Annotated in this window: 31 protein-coding genes; 4 read left to right on the top strand and 27 right to left on the bottom strand. The window is 64.7% G+C overall.

The genetic code is table 11. The features are described from left to right. Positions 1-39: 39 nt before the first annotated feature. The 20 genes from QQL87_RS34850 to QQL87_RS34755 form a co-directional block, all read right to left on the bottom strand. Positions 40-498, bottom strand: a complete 459-nt coding sequence (locus QQL87_RS34850; protein ID WP_284423620.1) for a group II truncated hemoglobin — start codon at positions 496-498, stop codon at positions 40-42. A 16-nt stretch (positions 499-514) separates the two neighbouring features. Continuing rightward, on the bottom strand, positions 515-682 hold the full coding sequence (locus QQL87_RS34845; RefSeq protein ID WP_015665429.1) for a hypothetical protein: 168 nt from the start codon (positions 680-682) through the stop codon (positions 515-517). A 12-nt stretch (positions 683-694) separates the two neighbouring features. Further along, positions 695-1,009: a DUF6156 family protein gene (locus tag QQL87_RS34840; protein ID WP_284423619.1), complete on the bottom strand. Its 315-nt coding sequence runs from the start codon at positions 1,007-1,009 to the stop codon at positions 695-697. Positions 1,010-1,047: 38 nt separating this feature from the next. Then, the gene (locus QQL87_RS34835) at positions 1,048-1,260 is read right to left on the bottom strand and encodes a hypothetical protein (protein WP_284423618.1); all 213 of its coding nucleotides are present in this window, start codon (positions 1,258-1,260) and stop codon (positions 1,048-1,050) included. 12 nt (positions 1,261-1,272) lie between these two features. Further along, a complete protein-coding gene (locus QQL87_RS34830) occupies positions 1,273-1,581 on the bottom strand; it encodes a 2Fe-2S iron-sulfur cluster-binding protein (RefSeq protein ID WP_284423617.1) in 309 nt (102 codons plus the stop codon). 36 nt (positions 1,582-1,617) lie between these two features. After that, positions 1,618-2,832: a DegT/DnrJ/EryC1/StrS family aminotransferase gene (locus QQL87_RS34825; RefSeq protein WP_284423616.1), complete on the bottom strand. Its 1,215-nt coding sequence runs from the start codon at positions 2,830-2,832 to the stop codon at positions 1,618-1,620. A gap of 2 nt (positions 2,833-2,834) precedes the next feature. After that, entirely contained in the window at positions 2,835-3,095 is a 261-nt protein-coding gene (locus tag QQL87_RS34820) for a DUF6129 family protein (protein ID WP_284423615.1), read from the bottom strand. A gap of 17 nt (positions 3,096-3,112) precedes the next feature. Then, positions 3,113-3,469 carry a DUF3024 domain-containing protein gene (locus QQL87_RS34815; protein ID WP_284423614.1) on the bottom strand — a complete coding sequence of 119 codons (357 nt, stop codon included), beginning with the start codon at positions 3,467-3,469 and terminating at the stop codon, positions 3,113-3,115. Positions 3,470-3,485: 16 nt separating this feature from the next. Then, positions 3,486-3,725, bottom strand: a complete 240-nt coding sequence (locus tag QQL87_RS34810; protein ID WP_284423613.1) for a nitrogen fixation protein NifZ — start codon at positions 3,723-3,725, stop codon at positions 3,486-3,488. Next, the gene (locus QQL87_RS34805; protein WP_009032133.1) at positions 3,722-4,045 is read right to left on the bottom strand and encodes a nitrogen fixation protein NifZ; all 324 of its coding nucleotides are present in this window, start codon (positions 4,043-4,045) and stop codon (positions 3,722-3,724) included. Before QQL87_RS34805 ends, QQL87_RS34810 begins: the two co-directional genes overlap by 4 nt. Continuing rightward, entirely contained in the window at positions 4,042-4,815 is a 774-nt protein-coding gene (locus tag QQL87_RS34800; protein ID WP_284423612.1) for a 4Fe4S-binding leucine-rich repeat protein, read from the bottom strand. The genes QQL87_RS34805 and QQL87_RS34800 overlap by 4 nt, the downstream gene beginning before the upstream one ends. Next, on the bottom strand, positions 4,808-5,341 hold the full coding sequence (locus tag QQL87_RS34795) for a hypothetical protein (RefSeq protein ID WP_284423611.1): 534 nt from the start codon (positions 5,339-5,341) through the stop codon (positions 4,808-4,810). The genes QQL87_RS34800 and QQL87_RS34795 overlap by 8 nt, the downstream gene beginning before the upstream one ends. A gap of 9 nt (positions 5,342-5,350) precedes the next feature. Beyond that, positions 5,351-5,680 carry a HesB/IscA family protein gene (locus QQL87_RS34790; protein ID WP_284423610.1) on the bottom strand — a complete coding sequence of 110 codons (330 nt, stop codon included), beginning with the start codon at positions 5,678-5,680 and terminating at the stop codon, positions 5,351-5,353. A gap of 10 nt (positions 5,681-5,690) precedes the next feature. Beyond that, a complete protein-coding gene (locus QQL87_RS34785; RefSeq protein WP_172134713.1) occupies positions 5,691-5,915 on the bottom strand; it encodes a 4Fe-4S binding protein in 225 nt (74 codons plus the stop codon). 55 nt (positions 5,916-5,970) lie between these two features. Beyond that, entirely contained in the window at positions 5,971-7,533 is a 1,563-nt protein-coding gene (nifB, locus tag QQL87_RS34780; RefSeq protein ID WP_284423609.1) for a nitrogenase cofactor biosynthesis protein NifB, read from the bottom strand. Between the two features lie 260 nt (positions 7,534-7,793). Beyond that, on the bottom strand, positions 7,794-8,660 hold the full coding sequence (locus QQL87_RS34775; protein ID WP_284423608.1) for an SIR2 family NAD-dependent protein deacylase: 867 nt from the start codon (positions 8,658-8,660) through the stop codon (positions 7,794-7,796). Next, on the bottom strand, positions 8,660-8,881 hold the full coding sequence (gene nifT, locus QQL87_RS34770; protein WP_012029022.1) for a putative nitrogen fixation protein NifT: 222 nt from the start codon (positions 8,879-8,881) through the stop codon (positions 8,660-8,662). The genes QQL87_RS34775 and nifT overlap by 1 nt, the downstream gene beginning before the upstream one ends. After that, positions 8,878-10,092 (bottom strand): cysteine desulfurase NifS, encoded by a 1,215-nt coding sequence (gene nifS / locus QQL87_RS34765; protein ID WP_284423607.1) that lies wholly within the window; start codon positions 10,090-10,092, stop codon positions 8,878-8,880. Before nifS ends, nifT begins: the two co-directional genes overlap by 4 nt. A 9-nt stretch (positions 10,093-10,101) precedes the next feature. Continuing rightward, positions 10,102-10,392, bottom strand: a complete 291-nt coding sequence (locus QQL87_RS34760; protein ID WP_284423606.1) for a NifU family protein — start codon at positions 10,390-10,392, stop codon at positions 10,102-10,104. 41 nt (positions 10,393-10,433) lie between these two features. After that, positions 10,434-10,754, bottom strand: a complete 321-nt coding sequence (locus tag QQL87_RS34755; protein ID WP_015665411.1) for a HesB/IscA family protein — start codon at positions 10,752-10,754, stop codon at positions 10,434-10,436. Between the two features lie 324 nt (positions 10,755-11,078). On the opposite strand from QQL87_RS34755, the gene QQL87_RS34750 reads away from it, so the two are divergent. Beyond that, the gene (locus tag QQL87_RS34750) at positions 11,079-11,687 is read left to right on the top strand and encodes a hypothetical protein (protein WP_284423605.1); all 609 of its coding nucleotides are present in this window, start codon (positions 11,079-11,081) and stop codon (positions 11,685-11,687) included. A gap of 90 nt (positions 11,688-11,777) precedes the next feature. Here the strand turns inward: QQL87_RS34750 and QQL87_RS34745 are convergent, their stop codons facing one another. Continuing rightward, positions 11,778-12,200, bottom strand: coding sequence for a Rieske (2Fe-2S) protein (locus tag QQL87_RS34745; RefSeq protein WP_284423604.1), 423 nt, complete (start codon positions 12,198-12,200; stop codon positions 11,778-11,780). Positions 12,201-12,391: 191 nt separating this feature from the next. Between QQL87_RS34745 and QQL87_RS34740 the strand changes: the two genes are divergently transcribed. Genes QQL87_RS34740 through QQL87_RS34730 form a run of 3 tightly spaced genes read left to right on the top strand, consistent with a single transcriptional unit; the run spans position 12,392 to position 14,104 of the window. Beyond that, the gene (locus QQL87_RS34740) at positions 12,392-12,850 is read left to right on the top strand and encodes a hypothetical protein (protein ID WP_284423603.1); all 459 of its coding nucleotides are present in this window, start codon (positions 12,392-12,394) and stop codon (positions 12,848-12,850) included. Positions 12,851-12,903: 53 nt separating this feature from the next. Then, the gene (locus QQL87_RS34735; RefSeq protein WP_284423602.1) at positions 12,904-13,755 is read left to right on the top strand and encodes a sulfurtransferase; all 852 of its coding nucleotides are present in this window, start codon (positions 12,904-12,906) and stop codon (positions 13,753-13,755) included. A 31-nt stretch (positions 13,756-13,786) separates the two neighbouring features. Beyond that, positions 13,787-14,104, top strand: coding sequence for a hypothetical protein (locus QQL87_RS34730; protein ID WP_284423601.1), 318 nt, complete (start codon positions 13,787-13,789; stop codon positions 14,102-14,104). Positions 14,105-14,417: 313 nt separating this feature from the next. On the opposite strand, the gene hspQ is transcribed toward QQL87_RS34730, so the two are convergent. The 6 genes from hspQ to nifN are packed head-to-tail and all read right to left on the bottom strand — an operon-like array spanning position 14,418 to position 17,590. Further along, entirely contained in the window at positions 14,418-14,744 is a 327-nt protein-coding gene (gene hspQ / locus QQL87_RS34725) for a heat shock protein HspQ (RefSeq protein ID WP_284423600.1), read from the bottom strand. 19 nt (positions 14,745-14,763) lie between these two features. Next, a complete protein-coding gene (gene fdxB, locus QQL87_RS34720) occupies positions 14,764-15,051 on the bottom strand; it encodes a ferredoxin III, nif-specific (RefSeq protein ID WP_284423599.1) in 288 nt (95 codons plus the stop codon). 22 nt (positions 15,052-15,073) lie between these two features. Next, complete coding sequence (locus tag QQL87_RS34715; protein ID WP_012045814.1) at positions 15,074-15,274, bottom strand: CCE_0567 family metalloprotein; 201 nt, start codon at positions 15,272-15,274, stop codon at positions 15,074-15,076. Between the two features lie 16 nt (positions 15,275-15,290). Continuing rightward, entirely contained in the window at positions 15,291-15,761 is a 471-nt protein-coding gene (locus QQL87_RS34710; protein ID WP_284423598.1) for a NifX-associated nitrogen fixation protein, read from the bottom strand. A gap of 10 nt (positions 15,762-15,771) precedes the next feature. Beyond that, positions 15,772-16,167 (bottom strand): nitrogen fixation protein NifX, encoded by a 396-nt coding sequence (gene nifX / locus QQL87_RS34705; RefSeq protein ID WP_284423597.1) that lies wholly within the window; start codon positions 16,165-16,167, stop codon positions 15,772-15,774. A 25-nt stretch (positions 16,168-16,192) separates the two neighbouring features. After that, positions 16,193-17,590 carry a nitrogenase iron-molybdenum cofactor biosynthesis protein NifN gene (nifN, locus tag QQL87_RS34700; protein ID WP_284423596.1) on the bottom strand — a complete coding sequence of 466 codons (1,398 nt, stop codon included), beginning with the start codon at positions 17,588-17,590 and terminating at the stop codon, positions 16,193-16,195. Positions 17,591-17,597 lie beyond the last annotated feature (7 nt).

Here is a 17,597-nt window from a genome sequence, read left to right as displayed (position 1 = left end):
CTGCCGGGATGAACTCTATTTCGACTACCGCAAATCAACTCACGGCCGTGCCGCGCGCGCATCGTGCGGGTTGCCGGCCTGGTTGCGCATCCAGTCGGCGAGCTTGGTCATGGCGGCGTCGACGTCCTGCCGCGCCTGGACGTCGGCCACCGTCTCCTCGAGGGCGCCGCGCATGCAGAGCAGCCAGGCGTCGCGCTCGGCATTGCCGATGGCAAATCCCATGTGGCGCTGGCGCAGCCGCGGATGGCCCTTCTCCGGCGAATAGAGTTTCGGGCCGCCGAGCCACTCCGAGAGATAGCGCTTCAGGATGTGCTTGATCGGCCCGAGATTGGTGCCGTGCATGTCACGGATGTTCTTCGCCTCCGGCAGCGTGTCCATCCGATGGTAGAACGACTCCACCAGGCGATCGACCACGACCGCGCCGCCGATGCGTTCATAGGGTGTCACGACCGGTCCTGCCTCCGCCGTCCCGGTCTCCGAAGTGCCCGCATCCGCCATCCGGCCGTTCCTGTCTCTACTCGTCCAAGCTCGGCTGCAGGATGACCTCAGCCGGGGCGCCGGGTCCCTGCTCGTCGACGAGCTCCAGCGCGTCGACCCGCGACAATCCGGCGCCGCTGTCCATCAGCACGATAGCGTCCTTGGGCATGCTGGCAAGGGCCTCGATCAGCTTGGCAACGGTCACGAGCCCCCCTCCTCACGCAGCATCTTGCGTGGTCAGGGCCACGCCATTCTCGTCGAAATTCAGCGTCGCCGGCTCCTCATCGAGCATCACGATATCGGCCCGGCGCAGCGTCCCGTTGGGATGGTAGCTGTAGCGATGGGTCAGCTCGATCTCGCCATAGACGACCTTGTCGAAACCGGTCAGCGCCCCCGCGGCATCGTAGTAGCCACGGATGAAAGTATTGCGGTTCGACAGCTGCTCCGGCGCGATCGCCGTGACCAGCCGCAGCGGCAGCTTGACGCCCGTATACGAGACGAAGAATCGACAATCCTGCGCTGTATCCGTCATCGTGCCGCCGCTTCAGCCGAACGTCTGCAACTCAGCCGTCACGAGACGGCTGCGGTCTTCAGCGCCTCGATCTGATCGCGCGCCACCTTGAACACGCCGCGGCCGCCGGCGAAGGTCTGATAGGCCTTCATGCCGATCGCCTCGCTGAGCTTGTCGAACCATTGCTGCGGCGTCAGGCCGACCGGGCGCTCGCTGATCTCCGCCACCGTGCCATCATTGGCAAAGCGAACATGAAGCGTCACGTTGTCCATGCGATCCTCCCGTTACAGTCCCGAGCCGAAGCCCAGGAGCTCGATCTTGACGTTCTCGGTGCCGAGGATCGTCGCCTGGCAGGCGAGCCGCGACTTCGATCCGACGCCGACGATGGTATCCAGCTTCTCGTTCTCGAGCTTGGAGACCTTCGACACGCCCTTGCGCCCTTCCTGCAGGAAGATGTGGCAGGAGCCACACTTCGCCTGGCCCTCGCATTTGTGCGGGATCTCGACCTCTGCGCCGAGCAGCGCTGCGAGAATGGTGGTGCCTTCGCCCACCTCGATCGTCTTGCCCGAAGGCATTACCGTCAATGTCGCCACTTGGATTCTCCTCTTCCAGTTTGAGATCAGAACTCGTCAGTAGATCGCCGCGCCCGCCCCGACATTGACCGAGGCATCCTTCATGGTCGCGACGATGAAGGCGATCTGGTCGGTGGTCAGGTGGACGTGGAACGGCAGGGCCACCACGCGATCGGCGACCTTCTCGGTCACGAGGCAGTCGCCACGCCGATAACCCATGTTGAAATAGTGCCGCTGCAGGTGCAGCGGATTGGAATAGGCCACTGCCTCGACCTGCTCGACCCTGAGATCCTCGACGATCGAGTCGCGGCTCGACTTCGAGAACCGCGTGCCCAGATGCACCTGGTACAGGAACCAGTTCACCTCGGTGACATCGGGCCCGACATAAGGATCCTTGATGCCCTCGAAGGACTGCACCTGGCTGTAATAGATCTGCTCGATCAGCCGGCGGCGCTCGAGGATCTCGTCGATGCGCCGGAGCTGCGCGAGGCCCAGCGCCGCGGTGACGTCGCTCATCACGGCCTGGTGCGACGGGCTGCTGTTGACGACGACCGAGGCGCGCTCGTCGAGGCGGTGGGAGCGGTGGCGTCGGACGGCGACGGCAATGTCGATATCGTCGGTGACGACCATGCCGCCCTCGCCGCAGGTCAGCGCGAACGGCTGCGAGAAGTCGAACACCGAGGCGGCACCGAAGGTGCCGACCAGCGCGCCCTGATATTTCGAGCCGATGGCTTCCGTGGAGTCCTCGATCAGGGCCAGATTGTGCGCCTTCGCGATCGCCTGCAGCTCCGACCATTTGGCCGGGTGGCCGTTGGTGTTGCCGGCCAGGATGGCCTTGGTCTTCTCGGTGAGCCGCGCCTCGATCTTGCTCGGCGCCAGCGTGCCCGAATAGTAGTCGATATCGACAAAGACAGGCTTGGCGCCGACGATGCTGATCGCGTGCGCGACCTCGCGAAACGAGTAGGACGACGCGATCACCTCGTCGCCGGGACCGATCCCGAGCGCCTTCAGGACGAGCAGCAGACCGAGCGTTCCGGTCGGCACCGCGATGGCATATTTGCGCCCGAGATAGGCGGCGAACGCCGCCTCGAATTCCTCGACGAGCGGCCCGGTGGACAGCCGCGGCGAGCGCAACGTCGCCTCCACCGCCGCGATCTCAGCCGTCGTGATATCGGGATCGGACAACGGGATGAAATCGGAGCCGACCGGGGTCAGCTCGGCCTCGTCCTGCTCCTGTCTGTCGGCGTCATGCACCAGATAGGGCTTGGTCATGATCAGCTCCGTTTGGCCAGGATCAGGCCGGTGGCCTTGGCGGGATCGTCGGTCACCCCGGCGCAATGCTCGCTGGCATCGAGCAGATGCAGGTCGAACGCCGGATAGCTGCGGAACGGCGCCTCGGTGACATCGGAGGCATCGCACCGCGTCAGAACGAGCTTGGGAAAGCGACGACGCAATTCGCCGAACGCCGCACTGCCAGCATCGGGTCCGTTGAGGACCTGCTCGATCTCATCCAGTTCCTGCTCGGCAAGTGCCATGTCGCCCGTCCTCTTCTCTACTGCCAGAATATCCGCTCGGGATCGGCGTTCAGCTCGTCGACCGCCGCGGTCAACCGCTGGTGCACGCTGTGCAGCTCCCAGATCCCCTTCGCGTGATCTCTCCAGAACAGCTTCCACATTGTCTTCGCAGGGTCATGCCGCAGCAGCGCCACGTCGATCACCCCGCCGTCCTTGTCGATGTTGCGCGAGCAGCACGGACTCTGGACGTGATAGCCATCATCGACCGGCGATACCGTCGGCTCGACATAGCGGTAGCGCTTGCGCGACTTCAGCGCGCGCTCGATCCGCTTGCGATCTAGCTCATTGGGATGCGCAGGAAGGACGAAGCTGGGCTGACGCGCGGTTGCCGCCATGGCTGATCATCGCCCCTCAAACCGGGACGATCTCCTCTTCCAGGCAGCCCACGACGAGCTTCTCGCCGAACTCGACGAGATAGATCGGCATGTTTGCTTCCGTATGCGTGCCGACCTGGACGATCTCGCCCATGTCGCCGACGCCGACGAGCTTGGCCTCGGCCGGCGCATTCGGAAACGAGCCGTCGTTGACGAGATCGATCAGCGCCTTCACGCGCTGACCCCATTGGTATTTCGGCAGGCGCGGCTCGATCATGATCTATAGGCTCCCGGCAGCGGCAGCTCGTCCTCGGCCTCCCCGCGGGGAACGGTGGATTCGAGCTCCTTGCGTTTCATGCCGACGCGATTTCCGCTTTCGAGAAACTCGACGCCGTAGATGTAGAATTGCTGCAGGAAGGTTCCGATCGAGACGACGTAGCCGATCTCGCCCTTCTTCGCGAGAATCTCGCCGATCTCCTTGCCCGCATAGGTGCCGTCGTTGCGAATCGTGCGCTTCGCCTTGACCTTCTCGCCGAAGGTGAAGTACGGCGGCGCCGACAGCTCGACGACCTCGCTGTCACGAACGATGTTGCTCATGCCGGTTTCTCCATCACAGCTCCAGAACGGTTCTCGAGCCGGCCGCGCGCCATCTCCTGCACCAGCGGATCCTCGTCGCGCGCGAGCTCGGCGAGCTCGCCAAGCGGGATCCGGCTCGCAACTTCATGACGCACGCGCCAGTCGGCATCCTTGCGCATGGCCGTCAGGAGGTCCGGCGCCAAGCGCTCGGCGATCTCCAGCCGCACCCGCGCATCGGGGTCGCTGATCATGCCGAGCAGCCAGTCACTCGGGATGCGCCGGGCAACGACGCGGCGGACCTCGGCCTCCGGGTCCCCCATCATCCTGCCTAGCACCGAGGGCACGATCCGGCGCGCGACGACGAGGCGGACGTAATAGTCGTCGTCCATCATCATCGGCATCAGGTCTTCCGGATCGAGCACGGTCGCGATGCGGATGCGCACCTCGCGATGCGGATCGTGGCGCAGCCGTAGCACCAGCCGCTTCGGCAACCGCCGCGCCGCATTCCACCGCACTGTCTCCTCGGGATCGTCGAGCAGCGGTGGCAGATAGAACGGGCTGGCATGCTTGGCCGCGATCGCGCGGACCTCGAAATGCGGATGCTTGACGTAGTCGTTGGCGAGCGCCGGGTTCCAGTTGAAGAAGCGGTCGATGCGCCGGGCGTAGCGGTCATGCACGCAGGCGTGACGGATCTTGCAGCCGCCGGCAGCGCTGAGCTGCTCGTGGGCGCAGCCCACGCAGCTGATCTCTTTGCCCTGCCAGTCGATGGCTTCGTCGATGTCGTCACTCATCGTCGAGCTCCACCCGGTCGACCACCTCGAGCAGGACCCGCGCCCCGATCTTGTCGCTAGGATCAAGGTCGAGCAGCTTCTGCACCGCAAGCCGCCCCTCGACGAGGTTGCCGAGCCGCATCTGCAAGTACGCGTAGCCCTTCAAGGTGAACATGAAGAAGCGCGGCAGCATGTGGTCGAAGCTGCCGAACTCGGCATGCTCCGGGCGGACATCGCGCCAGTGCGGCGGCAGATGATTTTCGACCGCGGCCTTGGCGAGGCAGCGCTTGGCGATCCGCAACGCGTCGTTCAGCCGCCCCTTGTAGAAATAGAAGCGGTAGAAGCCGATCAGGACCGCCGCATGATCAGGCGCCAGCGCCTCCGCCTGTTTCAGATGCGTCTCGGCGACATCATCGACCTGATAGCTCTGGCCGGCCAGCCAGAGATGATGCTCGGCCTCCTCGGGCAGGCCGCCACCGAGCAGCGCATCCGCAAGCAGCGCGTCCTCGATGGCAGTCTGGGAGCTGGGCCGGGCATCGGTGGGCATGGTGCTGTCCTAATGCTCCAGGGCCTTCAGGGCATGGGTCGAGCACGAGACCTGCTTCGGGTCGTGGAACACGAGTCCGGTCTGGGTCGCGGTATCGGCGAAGTCGATGGTGACGCCGTCGAGCAGCAGCCTGCTCTCAGCCGGCAGGAACAGCTTGACGCCGTCGCGCTCGACCACGGCATCGCCGGGCTGCGGCGTGGCGAGCACGCTGATGTCGGCGGCAAGACCGGAACAGCCGCCGGGCGAGACCGCGAGGCGGAAGCCCGAGCCGGCGCCGCCGTCGGCCCGCAGCATCATGCGCATGAACTTCTGCGCGGCTGGCGTGAGAGTGAAGTTCATCGGGGTCTCCTCAGGCCGGCGGCTGATAGCGGGGATACGAATTGTCGATGACGCAGGTGTTGTCGACCGGGCAGACCGCCGCGCATTGCGGCTCGTCGAAGTGGCCGAGACACTCGGTGCACTTCTTGGGGTCGATCACGAAGGTGCCGTTCTTCTCGGAGATCGCCACGTTCGGACATTCGGGCTCGCAGGCCGAGCAGCTCGTGCACTGCGAGGCAATGATCTTCAAAGTCATGAAACGCTCCTGTCGAAAGGGACCGGCGACGCCGGAGCGCCGCCGGGATCGGATGTCACGCCGCCGAGGTCAGAGCGCCCTGGCGGATCTCGGCGTCGCCGCGCGCGACGTGCTGGATTTCGCCGCTGTTGACCTTGTCGAGATAGCTCTTGAACCAGGCGATCGCCGATTTCTCGATGAACTCATGGGCGAACTGATCGACCGGCTCGATGCCGGCGGCCTGCAGGTCGCTCTTCGGGCAGCCGCCGATCTTGGCCACGAACACCGCATGGCAATCGTTGATGGCGCGGATCACGGTCTCCAGGCTGTCCTCGTCGCCGTAGCCGCCCTGGCAGTACAGGTCGACGCGGCGGTGACCGACGAACTTCGCGCCCGCCGTGGAGAGCTCGTAGACCTGGAACTCCTTGGCGTGGCCGAAATGCTCGTTGATCAGGCCCGAGCCCTTGGTCGCGACCGCGACCAGCAGCTTGATGTCGCTGGACTGGCCGGCGAGCGAGGCAAGCTCCTCCTGCCGGGCGACGACCTTGGCGACGCGCTCGCTCTCGACCGCTTCCTGATAGGCCTTGCGGCTGTCGATGTCGTAGTTCACCTCCATCGCCATGATCTTATCGGTTGTGAACTCGGCGGAGCGGTCCTCGCCGAGCAGGCCGACAGCGTCGGCGCGGCACTGGCGGCAATGCCGCATCATGTTCATCTCGCCTTCGCACTCGTCCTGCAGGGCCTTCAATTCCTGCGCGGTCGGGCCGCGCTGGCCGGTCAGGCCGAACACGGTACCGTGCTCCGGCGAGGAGATCAGCGGCATGATGTTGTGCAGGAAGGCGCCACGCGACTTCACCGCCTTGTTGACCTCGACGAGGTGCTTGTCGTTGACGCCCGGGATCATCACCGAGTTGACCTTGCAGAGGATGCCGCGCTCGGTCAGCATCTCCAGGCCCTGCAGCTGGCGATCGGTCAGCAGCTTGGCGGCTTCCACGCCGGTGTAGCGCTTGTGCTTCCAGAACACCCACGGATAGATCTTGGCGCCGATCTCGGGATCGACCATGTTGATGGTGATCGTGACGTGGTCGACGTTGAAGCCGGCGATGGTGTCGACATGGTCGGGCAGCGCGAGGCCGTTGGTCGACAGGCACAGCTTGATGTCGGGCGCGGTGCGCGCGATCAGCTCGAAGGTCTTGAAGGTCTTCTCGGGGTTGGCGAGCGGATCGCCGGGGCCGGCGATGCCCAGCACGGTCATCTGCGGAATGGTCGAGGCGACGGCGAGCACCTTCTTGGCGGCCTGCTCCGGAGAGAGCTTCTCGCTGACGACGCCCGGACGCGACTCGTTGGCGCAGTCATATTTGCGGTTGCAGTAGTTGCACTGGATGTTGCACGCGGGCGCGACGGCGACGTGCATGCGCGCGTAGTGATGATGCGCCTCTTCGCTGTAGCAGGGATGGTTCTTCACCTTCTCCCAGATCTCCGGCGGCAGGTCGTTCTCGCCGGCGCCCGAGCCGCAGCTCGCCTTGCCGCTGCCGCCCGAGGTGCCGCAGCCCTTGTGTTCTGCGATGGTCTGCATCACCGAGCTCAGCTTGTCGCCGTCCGGTATCGTCGCCTGTTCGTGCTGCACTGACGCGTCCATGTCCGCTCCTTAACGTTGCTGGCGAGCCGCAAACCGCCTTGGCTTAGGGTTCAGCAACTCGCGTGCCACGCCGCGGACACGATCATTTCGAAGGACTATCAACGCCTTAGCAAAATCATTGCGGCTGTCGCCTTGCCAACATGCGAAAGCCTCTCGTTTGATCCGTTGTTAGAAACGTTACAGACAGGGATCGAGGCGACGACGCGCAGCAAAACAGCGCGGCTTGCGGCCGCGCTGTTCGTGATTGTGACCGACCGCGTTCAGCCGCCGATGATGATCTCGGTGGCCCGCGCCAGCGGAATCGCGATCGGCGTCAGCCGCTCGGCAATGAAGAATTTGAGTTCGTTCTTCGACAGCGTGTCCGGCTCGACCAGGACATAATGCTCGGTGCCGGAGCGCTTGATGACCTGGCGGCCATAGGTGCGCAGCAGCTGGTCGTTGAAGCGGCAGCCGATGAACAGGAAGCTGCGGTCGGTGCGGCGATCCTTCACGGTGTCGGGAATCGGCGTCTGGATGTCGATATCGGTGAGGACCTCGACATAGTCGGCGTCGGTGATCAGGAAGTTCTTGGCCGGCGTGATGCCGCCATGCGGCTTGTAGAGCAGCGTGGTCCAGCCGCCCGCCTTCTCGCGATCGCTCTCGGCGCCCGCGGCGTCGTAGAAGCGGTACCAGCGATCCTCGCCGATGCCGGCGCGGGTGATGCCCTGCACCTCGCCCCAGTCGCTGCGCCCGGCGAGCGCCGTCCGCATCGCGCCGTCATACCAGCTGTCGACGATCATCGGCAGCGGCAGCGTTGCCAGATGCTGCTGCAGCGGCGTCGGCGCGACGGGAGCGGCGAACGCCTCGGCCATCAGCGCCGTCACCGTGGAGCGATGGCGCGTGCTCTCGATATGCTGCGCCGACGCCCAGGCGTTGCCTTTGGCCCGGCGCGGCAGCGCCACCTTGGTGCCGAAGAACGCCGCCAGCGCTTCCGGATTCATCGGCACGGCGGCGCCGGACTGTTCCGACACCGCAGGCCCGAGAAACGGAACGACCTTGCCAGCCCGGAGCTTGGCGACGACGTCCTTCAGCAGCGCCTCGGCATCGGCCTGCTTGATAATGTCGATATGCGGGAGTGGCGCGTTCATCACTCGTCCCCTTCTCCACCGCGCTTACGCGCATTGATCGTGATCGGCAGCCGCGTATCGGCGGCCATCTGCGGCAGCTCGAGCACCCAGCCATTGGCGATGCGGATCCAGCCGCCCCACAGGGTCTCGTGCTCGGTCTCGACGATCGGCTCCTCCAGGTCCTTCTTCGGGACGTAGATGGACAGGCCGGTTTCCGGCGAGCGGCGGATCATGACTTTCATTGCGTGAGCTCCGTGGGGCGAAGGGCGTCCGCCGATGGCGAAGGATGATGCTGCAGCCACGCTGGCGAGGTCTCGCGCAGCCGGCCGACGATGTCGGGCAGCACGGCAAGCACGCGCGAGATGTCGTCGTCCGTGGTGTCACGCGACAGCGAGAACCGGACAGCGCCGCGCAAGAGATCCGGCGGCACGTTCATCGCGCGCAGCACATGCGACGGCTCCATCGAGCCGGACGCGCAGGCCGAGCCGAGCGAGGCGGCGATGCCGGCCTGGTTCAGGCGCATCACGATCGGCTCGCCCTCGAGATGCTGGAAGGCGATGTTGGCCGTGTTCGGCAGCCGCTGGGCGGTATCGCCGAGCACGGCGCAATGGCCAACGCCCTGGAAAATGCCCTGCTCCAGCCGGTCGCGCAGCGCGCGCACCCGGCCCTGCTCGTCGGCGAGATGCCTTGCGGCAAGCTCGGCCGCCTTGCCGAGCCCGATGATCGCGGGAACGTTCTCGGTGCCGCCGCGACGGCGCCGCTCCTGCGGGCCGCCGCGTACGAGCGGCGCGAACGGCGTGCCTTTCCTGACATACAGCGCACCGATACCCTTTGGCCCGTGCAGCTTGTGTCCGGACAGCGACAGCATGTCGACACCGGCGGATTTCAAATCGATCGCGATCTTGCCGACGGCCTGCACGGCATCGGTGTGGAACAGCGCACCGGCGTCATGCGCGAGCTTGGCGAGCTCGGGGATCGGAAACAGCCTGCCGGTCTCGTTGTTCGCCCACATCACCGAGGCGATCGCGGTGCGCGGCCCGAGCGCGCGCGTGTAGGCATCGAGATCGAGCCGGCCGGCGGCGTCGACGCCGATCAGATGCACCGTGAGGCCGCGTCTGTCCCTGAGATATTCGACCAGCGACAGGATCGCGGGATGCTCCACCGCCGTGGTGACGATCTCATCACGGCCGGCTTGCGTCTCCAGCGCCGACAGGATGGCGGTGTTGTCGGATTCTGTTCCGCCTGACGTGAAGACGATTTCGTGATCGAAGGCCGCCCCAAGCAGGGCCTGCAGGCTCTTGCGCGCCTGGCGGACGGCACCTGCCACCTCGCTGCCGAAGGCATGCGAGGACGAGGCATTGCCGAACTGGTCCGAGAAGAACGGCAACATCGCCGCGACGACTTCGGGATCAGCTCGTGTCGTCGCGTTGTTGTCGAGATAGACCGGACGCAAGGCCGCTCCTTAATGCCGCGCCTTGGGTGCGCCGGCCACCGGAACGAGACGGACGAACTCGCCGAGCTTCTCGATCATGCGGGCCTGGATGCCTTCCAGGGTCGCGCTGGCGAGCTTGCAGAAGATGCAGGCGCCGGCGAGCTTGACCATGATCTTGTTGCCGTCGATCTCGACGAGCTCGCAATCGCCGCCGTCGCGCTTGAGGTTCGGACGGACCTCCTCGATCACGGCCCGGATGATCCGCTCGCGCTCGCTCATCTGGGCCGGCGCTTCGACGATGCCCTGGGTTTCAGCCAGCATGATGTCAGGTCTCTCGTGTTGATTGATCAAGCGAAGGAGGTTCAAGCAAACGACTTGCCGCAGCCACAGCTGGACTTGGCATTCGGATTCTCGAAGGTGAAGCCGGAGCCTTCCAGCGCGATCACGAAATCGATCGTCGTTCCCTCGAGATATTCGAGGCTCTTGTGATCAACGAGGACGCGCACGCCCTCGCGCTCGATCACGGTGTCCTCCGCCTCGCTGCCGCTCACGAGACCCATGTTGTATTTGAGCCCGGCGCATCCGCCGGCTTCGACCATGATCCTGAGGCCGTCGACCGGCTTGTCGGAGGTCGTGATCGCGTTGCGAACCGCATTGATGGCGCTGTCGGTCAGGTTGATCATCATCGTCTCGCCTTTCCCATTCGGCTGTTGCGAATGGGATTGGCAAGTCCCGTGCCATGCCGCAATGGGCTGAAAGCACTCGGCTTTTTGGATCGCTCCTGTGGCGTTTCCGACGCGTGTCGGATTTCTGACAGGGACGATTTCCGCCGCGACGCCGTACGGCTGGCGCACCTGGCTGGGCGCAAACCCGACAATGCACGACCCACGACGGCGAAAACACAAGCGAAACAACGGCAAGAGTGAGACGGCAGACAATTTGCATCAGCACCTCATGACCTCGCCGTGCGGCGAGACGGCTCATGAGATCATGCGAGGGGATTGCTGATGACCACACTGGAGAAAACGGTTGCGATCGAGACCACCGCGCTCGCGCAACTCGACAAGGACGGGCGGCTGCTCAACGCCGTTCTGAAGTCGCCGACCACGAAGCCCGGACGGTTCGGCTTCCGCGGCGACATCGCGCTGAAATTCCAGACCCAGGTCGCCGACGAGAAGCGTCCGCCGGACTTCTCGGTCGAGCAGGTGCTGACGATCGTGCAGGACGGCGCGCCGACCATCCCGGTGCTCGTCGGCTACATCCATTCGCTGGCCTATCTCGAGACGGCGGTCGAGGTGCTCAAGGATCTGCTGCAGCCCGACGGCAAGTACTTCATGTTCTGCAACAACATCGACCTGCTGGTGAAGTACCGCATCAAGATTGGCGACGTGACCTTCTATGTCCTGCCCTGCGACGAATCCACTGTCTGGAAGGAGATGCTGGAGCTGCTGTCGATCGACAAGAACGACATCAAGAAGCTCGATACGGCCGGCAAGCTCGACTACGTGCTCGACGCTGCCCGGGACTTCAACGAGAACTACGATCTCGTTCCCTACGCGGATGCGCTGGCCAAGATGGAGCCGGTCAAGAACCGCAACGAGAACCGTCCGGTCTGACATCGTCCGGCGCGATGTTTTGACGCTGATCTTGAAGCACGACGCGAAGTCCCGGGATCCATCTCCGGGACTTCGCGCGAAATCGCAGCCTCAGCCTTCCTCGCACTGCAGGCCGGTCTCGGCCTCCTCGTCCTCATCATCCTCGACCAGGGTCACACCGGTCACGCAGATGTCGCCATCGAGAACGGTCAGCGCCACCGGCGTGAGGCTTTCGCCCTTGCACGGGCCGTCGACGCAGACGCCGGTGCCGATCTCGAACAGCGAGCCGTGCTTGCCGCACAGGATGCGCAAGCCGTTGCCGTCCAGGAACTGATTGCGCTCCCAGTCGAGATTGACCTTGTCGTGCGGGCAATTGTTCAGATAGCCGAACACCTGCTTGCCCCAGCGGATCACGAAGATCGGCCAGGGACGGTGGCTGCCGTCCTCGGCGACGATCATGAGCTGGAAGCCCATGGCGCGGCGGCTCGGGATGTCGTTGAAGCTGCAGATGGCGTAGGCGACGTCGGTCGTCATGTCGGGCTCCATCGATGTCTGGCGCATGTCCGACATTGCCGCTTTCAGCACATCGAGAGCGACGGTCGGCTCGCTTGCGGAGGCACGTTGCAAGATTCGCGCAACTCCACCCTCCATCTTCGCTGCTGCGAGAGACTGGCACAGAACTTGAAAATTTCTCCTACAAACGCTGCCTTTGTAAGGAGATCGACATGAACGTGACACTGGACTTCGTCGAAAGCTCACTCGACGACATCAAGGCGGCCCTGGATGGCGGCACGCTGACCGTCTATTCGGTGGCGCGTCCGACCACCGCGGACAAGCCGGTCGATCGCAGCGGCGTGCTCGCAACCTTCACCTTCGGCTCGCCCGCGTTCGGCGCGGCCAAGGATGGCCTGGAGCAGCCGAACTTCGTCGCAGCGTCCGTCCCAGGCTCCACCGTCGGCACGCCCGGCTTCGCGCGCGCCCGCAAGGCCGACGGCACCACGGTCGCCGATTTCTCAGCCGGCCCCGGCGAGCGCGAGATCAAGTTCACCGAAGTGTCGTGCTCGCCCGGCGCGCCGGTGACCGTCGCGACCTTCAAGATCATCGCCGATGGCGGCTGGCCGGAGCGTCCGGAATATTACGACACCCGTCCGCGCCCGGGCTACCCGATGCCGAAGACGCTCTGACGCATCAGCGCGTCAGCAATCCCGTTGGCTTCACGATAATCGCGAGCGCATGCATGAGCACAGATACATCGAGCGCCCTGGTCAGCTCCGAATGGCTGGCGCAGCACCTCACCGATCCCGGCATCAAGATCCTCGACTGCACCTGGCATCATCCGAGCACCAATCTCGACGGCCGCACCCAATATCGCGGCCGGCACCTGCCGGGCTCGGTGCATTTCGACATCGACCAGGTCGCCGACAAGACGAATCCGCTGCCGCACATGCTGCCGACGGCGGAGGATTTCGCCCACAAGGCCGGGCTGCTCGGCATCAGCAACGCCGATCGCGTCATCGTCTACGACCGCCATTATGGCGGCTCGGCCGCGGGCCGGGTGTGGTGGATGTTCCGCGTGTTCGGGCATGACAATGTCGCGCTGCTCGACGGTGGCTTCGGCAAATGGACCAAGGAGAAGCGGCCCGCCGAGATGACGCCGGTGCGCCCCGAGCCGGCGAGCTTCACGGCGAGCTTCCAGGCCGGCTTGGTCGCGACCGCGGCCAGCGTCCAGAACCTAATGCAGAGCGGTGGCCAGCTGATCGATGCGCGCGGCCCCGGCAAGTTCGACGGCACGCAGCCCGACGTGTTCGCCTTCAAGCGCCAGGGCCACATTCCCGGCGCCATCAACCTGCCCTGGGCCGATCTGGTCGATCCCGACACCGGCGTGCTCCTGCCGCCGGACGCGCTCGCCGCGCGCTTCATCGCCGCCGGCATTGATCTCAGCAAGCCGATCGTCACCACCTGCGCCTCCGGCATCACCTCCTGCATGCTGGCGCTGGCGCTGTACCGGTTGGGTGTTCCGAACACCGCCGTCTATGACGGCTCCTGGGCGGAATGGAGCCAGCTCGACGATACGGCAGCGGCGGCGTGATCCAGCTGACAGCAACGACGGGAGTACGAGCATGGCAAAGACCCTGGTCAAGACCACGCAGGACGGCCGCAAGGTCGAGGTGATTGGGCTCGCGATCTGTCTCGAGGGTGAGCTCGAGGCCTTCGAGCTGGTCGAGGTCAAGCTGCATCCGAACCGGCGCAAGATCTGGGAGGCCGCACCCGACGCCACCCACATGGCCGGGCGCATTACGCTGACCAAGGACGAAGCCGCCATCGTCGAGGGCGCCTTCGCCGCCGCCCAGGCCGACATCCTCGCCAACCCCGCCGCCATCAACGAACGCTTCCGGATCGCGGCGATGTGGAAGGCGCGCGAACAGGGGATCGAGTAAAAGTCCCGGCTTTCGGCCTGGCCCTCATCTATCGGCCGTCATTCCGGGGCGCGCGAAGCGCGAGCCCGGAATCCATAGCCGCAGGCGGTTATGAGGCGTGAGATGCCTGTGGCGCTCTTCTTAGAAGACAATGGCCGTTCGCGGTTATGGATTCCGGGCTCGCGCTTCGCGCGCCCCGGAATGACGAGCGGATAGATCGTGGCCAACACAAGTCTCCGTCATCGCGAGCGCAGCGACGCGATCCAGGGCGGTGCGAGGACTCTGGATTGCTTCGTCGCCTTCGGTTCCTCGCAATGACGGCCGGCGGTGAGAGCTACTGAAAAATCCGCCCGCGGTAGCGGTAGCTGCCTTCGTCATCGACGTCGAACAGCTCGCCGATGTCGGGATGCTTGACTGGCTCGCCCGAGGCGTCGGCCACCAGGTTCTGTTCGGGCACGTAGGCGATGTAGCTGCTGTCGCCGCATTCCGCGAGCAGGTAGTAGAACGGCTGCTCCTTGTCGAGCCTGGTGTCCATGGTGATGGCGCGCCAGCCCTCGTCCTCGGAGAATGACAGGTCGACGTCGAACACGACACCGCGCAGATCGTAGACGCGGTGCCGGGTCACCTGGCCGATCGTGAATTTCGCTTCCATCCGCACCATGACAGCACGCTCGACATTCTCAGGCCGCCGGCGAGTGCGTCTGGCAGTTGGTCGGACAGACCCGGGCGCAGGCGCCGCAGCCGATGCAGGCCCCGGTGTCGTGCATGACCATGATCTTCTTTTCGACCTCGTCATCCTCGTCGTCGTCGAGCTCGACCAGCTCGCCCTCGTCGTTGATGCCCTTCAGGGTCATCACCTCGCGGCCGCACACCTTGTAGCACCGGCCGCAGCCGATACATTTCTCGGGATTGATGGCGACCAGATAGTCCGGCCGCCAGTCGCGGCCGTCGCGGGTTGAATTGGACATGATGACGGGTCCTTCGATGGGATCACGCGGTCTCGAGCTTCTTCAGCTCGGCGCGCTTCTTCTCCAGCTCGGCGAACGCCTCATGCGCCTTCTGCGCCGTCGGCAGGATCTGGTCCCAGTTGATGGGCAGCTCCTCCGACAAATCGTGCAGGTTCATCTTGGCATCCATGGCGCGTGCCGACAGCTTCTTGATCTCGGCCTTCAGGGTGTCCAGGTCGCTCATTGTCTCATCCTCGCCGTTAGTAATTTGCGACGTCTTTGTACTTCTCGATCATTTCGACGCCGGCGTTGACGAACTTGTCGCCCTCGTCGGCCAGCTTGCCGAGATTGTCGAAGCCGAAGCGATGCACGTCGCGGAGCTGCTTGTTGACCACGATCAGCCGGCCGCCGATCAGCACCATGCGGCCAAAACCCTCGTGGCTCATCTTCAGCATCGGCGAGATCATCACGCCGGTGGCCTTCTCGATCGACAGCGCGATCGCGTTGAAGAACAGCTCCAGCCGCCAGATCGTCTCCGGATCGGGATCGCCGATGATCGGCAGGGCCCGCCGCTTCTCCTTGTCCAGGATGTAGGGCTCGAGCAGGTCGATGTCCTTCTTGCCCTCCCACGCGCCATGGGTGTCCTGGGCGCGCCAGACCTTGATCAGTTCCTTGACGAAGGGCCGCTGCTCGGCGGGCACCGTGTCGACTGCTACCGCGGTATCGGACATGTTGGTTTCCTCACTCTTCGAAATCGAGAACACGTTCCTGGCCCTTGGCCAGCGCCTTGCGCAGCCAGGGCGGCGGTGTGCCCGCCAGCACCGCCTGAAGCTTGCCGAGCAGATCGTTGATCTCCTCGGGCTGGGTGACCTTCATCGGATGGATGTTGTTGGCGACGACGCGCGCGGCGCCGGAGCCGCCGATCGCCGCAACATAGAGGATGGCGCAGTCCTTGATGGCCTCGATCTTCGGCGCCAGCTTGTCCTCGTTGCCGTCCTCCTTGAGATCGCCGTCGAACTCGACGGTCTCGACAAAGCGGTGCCCCGCGGTGTCGACATCGTAGATCGCGATGTTCTTGGCCCAGCCGAAATGGGCGTCGACGCGTTTCAGATCCTGGGTAGCGAATGCGACTTTCATGTCGTCGGTCCTTTCTTCTGACACGTCAATGCAGTGGCGCCACGACGGCGGAGTCCGGCGATTCCGGCTGGAAATCCTTCCAGGGATCGAGCCAGGTGTCCGGCGTCGGCTGATGATTGTCCTCGCGATCGGCGATGATGAGATTGGCCAGCGCGAAGATGAGGTCGCGGGTGCCGCGATAGCCGACCGTCAGCAGATGTCCTGCGCCGAGCCGGTCGAACATCGGAAAGCCGATCCGGTAGAACGGGATCTTCAGCCGCGAGGCCGCCTGGCGGCCGTGCGAATGCGTCATCATCAGACCGCAGTCGCGCGCCTTGGCCAGATTCTCCAGATCTTCGAGATCGCCGATCAGCACCTCCTCGCACGGCATGCGCTCGAGCACCGGCGACTGGGTGGTCGTGACGGCGACCGCGATCTCGGCGCCCATGTCGTGCAGCATGCTGGCGACATCGAACAGCAGGTCCGGCTCGGCGCCGATGGCGAGCTTGCGGCCGCCGATGTGAAAATGCGCATCGAGCATGGCGTCCGCGAGCTGGCCGCGCTGGCGGCGATATTTCGCCGGCACCGGACGTCCCGATATCTCGCTCAGGAAGGCCATGAATTCGTCGTTCGGCAGCAGACCGCAGAGCCGCTCGAACAGCCGGTACGGCACGCCCGTCCTGGCCTGCATGGCCTCCGCCGCGCGCTTCATCTGCGCGCCGATCGCGATCGTCCAGGACGCGCTGCCCATGGTCGCGATCTCTTCCAGGCCGATGCCGCCGATCGTGGTCGGCGTGAACTCGTCGGGGATATGGCCGTCGAGCGAGCCGCCGATATCCGGCAGGAACGACGGCTCCAGACCGAAATCCTCGAAGATCGTCCTGAGCTCCTCGATGTCGCCAGGCGTCAGATGGCAGCCGGGCAGCACGTTGACGCGGGCGGGATCGCGCCGCGTCGAGGTCGGCTTGTCGACGAGCACCTCGACCATCTTGGCGACCGTCTTGTCCCAGCCGTCCTGGAACGCATCCTTGAAATCGGGTGTCGAGACATAGACCAGCGGATAATTCGCGAGCTCCGGATGCTTCTCGCGGATCAGCCGGATGTAGCCGTCGACGTCGTCACCCTTGGTTTCGGTGACACCCGTCGAGCAGATGCCGATGATCTCCGGCTTCTGCTTCTTATAGATGTTGAGGATCGCCTGCTCGACATTCTCATAGCCGCCGAGCACGGTGGCGACCTCGCTCATTGCCGTCGTCTGCATCGGCACCGCTTCCTTGAAGTGGCGCACGAACAGGGTCAGGCCGAACGAGGTGCAGCCCTGCGAGCCGTGCAGCAGCGGCATCGCGCCACGCAGGCCGAGGAAGGCGAACGAGCCGCCGATCGGCTGGCTCATCTTGAGCGGATTGACCGCGCAGGCTTTCTTTCCAATCGTGACCTTGGCCATGTGCGCC

It is taken from the genome of Bradyrhizobium sp. SSBR45G (genome assembly GCF_030159255.1).
Lineage (GTDB): Bacteria > Pseudomonadota > Alphaproteobacteria > Rhizobiales > Xanthobacteraceae > Bradyrhizobium.
This window is presented reverse-complemented; position numbering and strand designations above follow the sequence as displayed.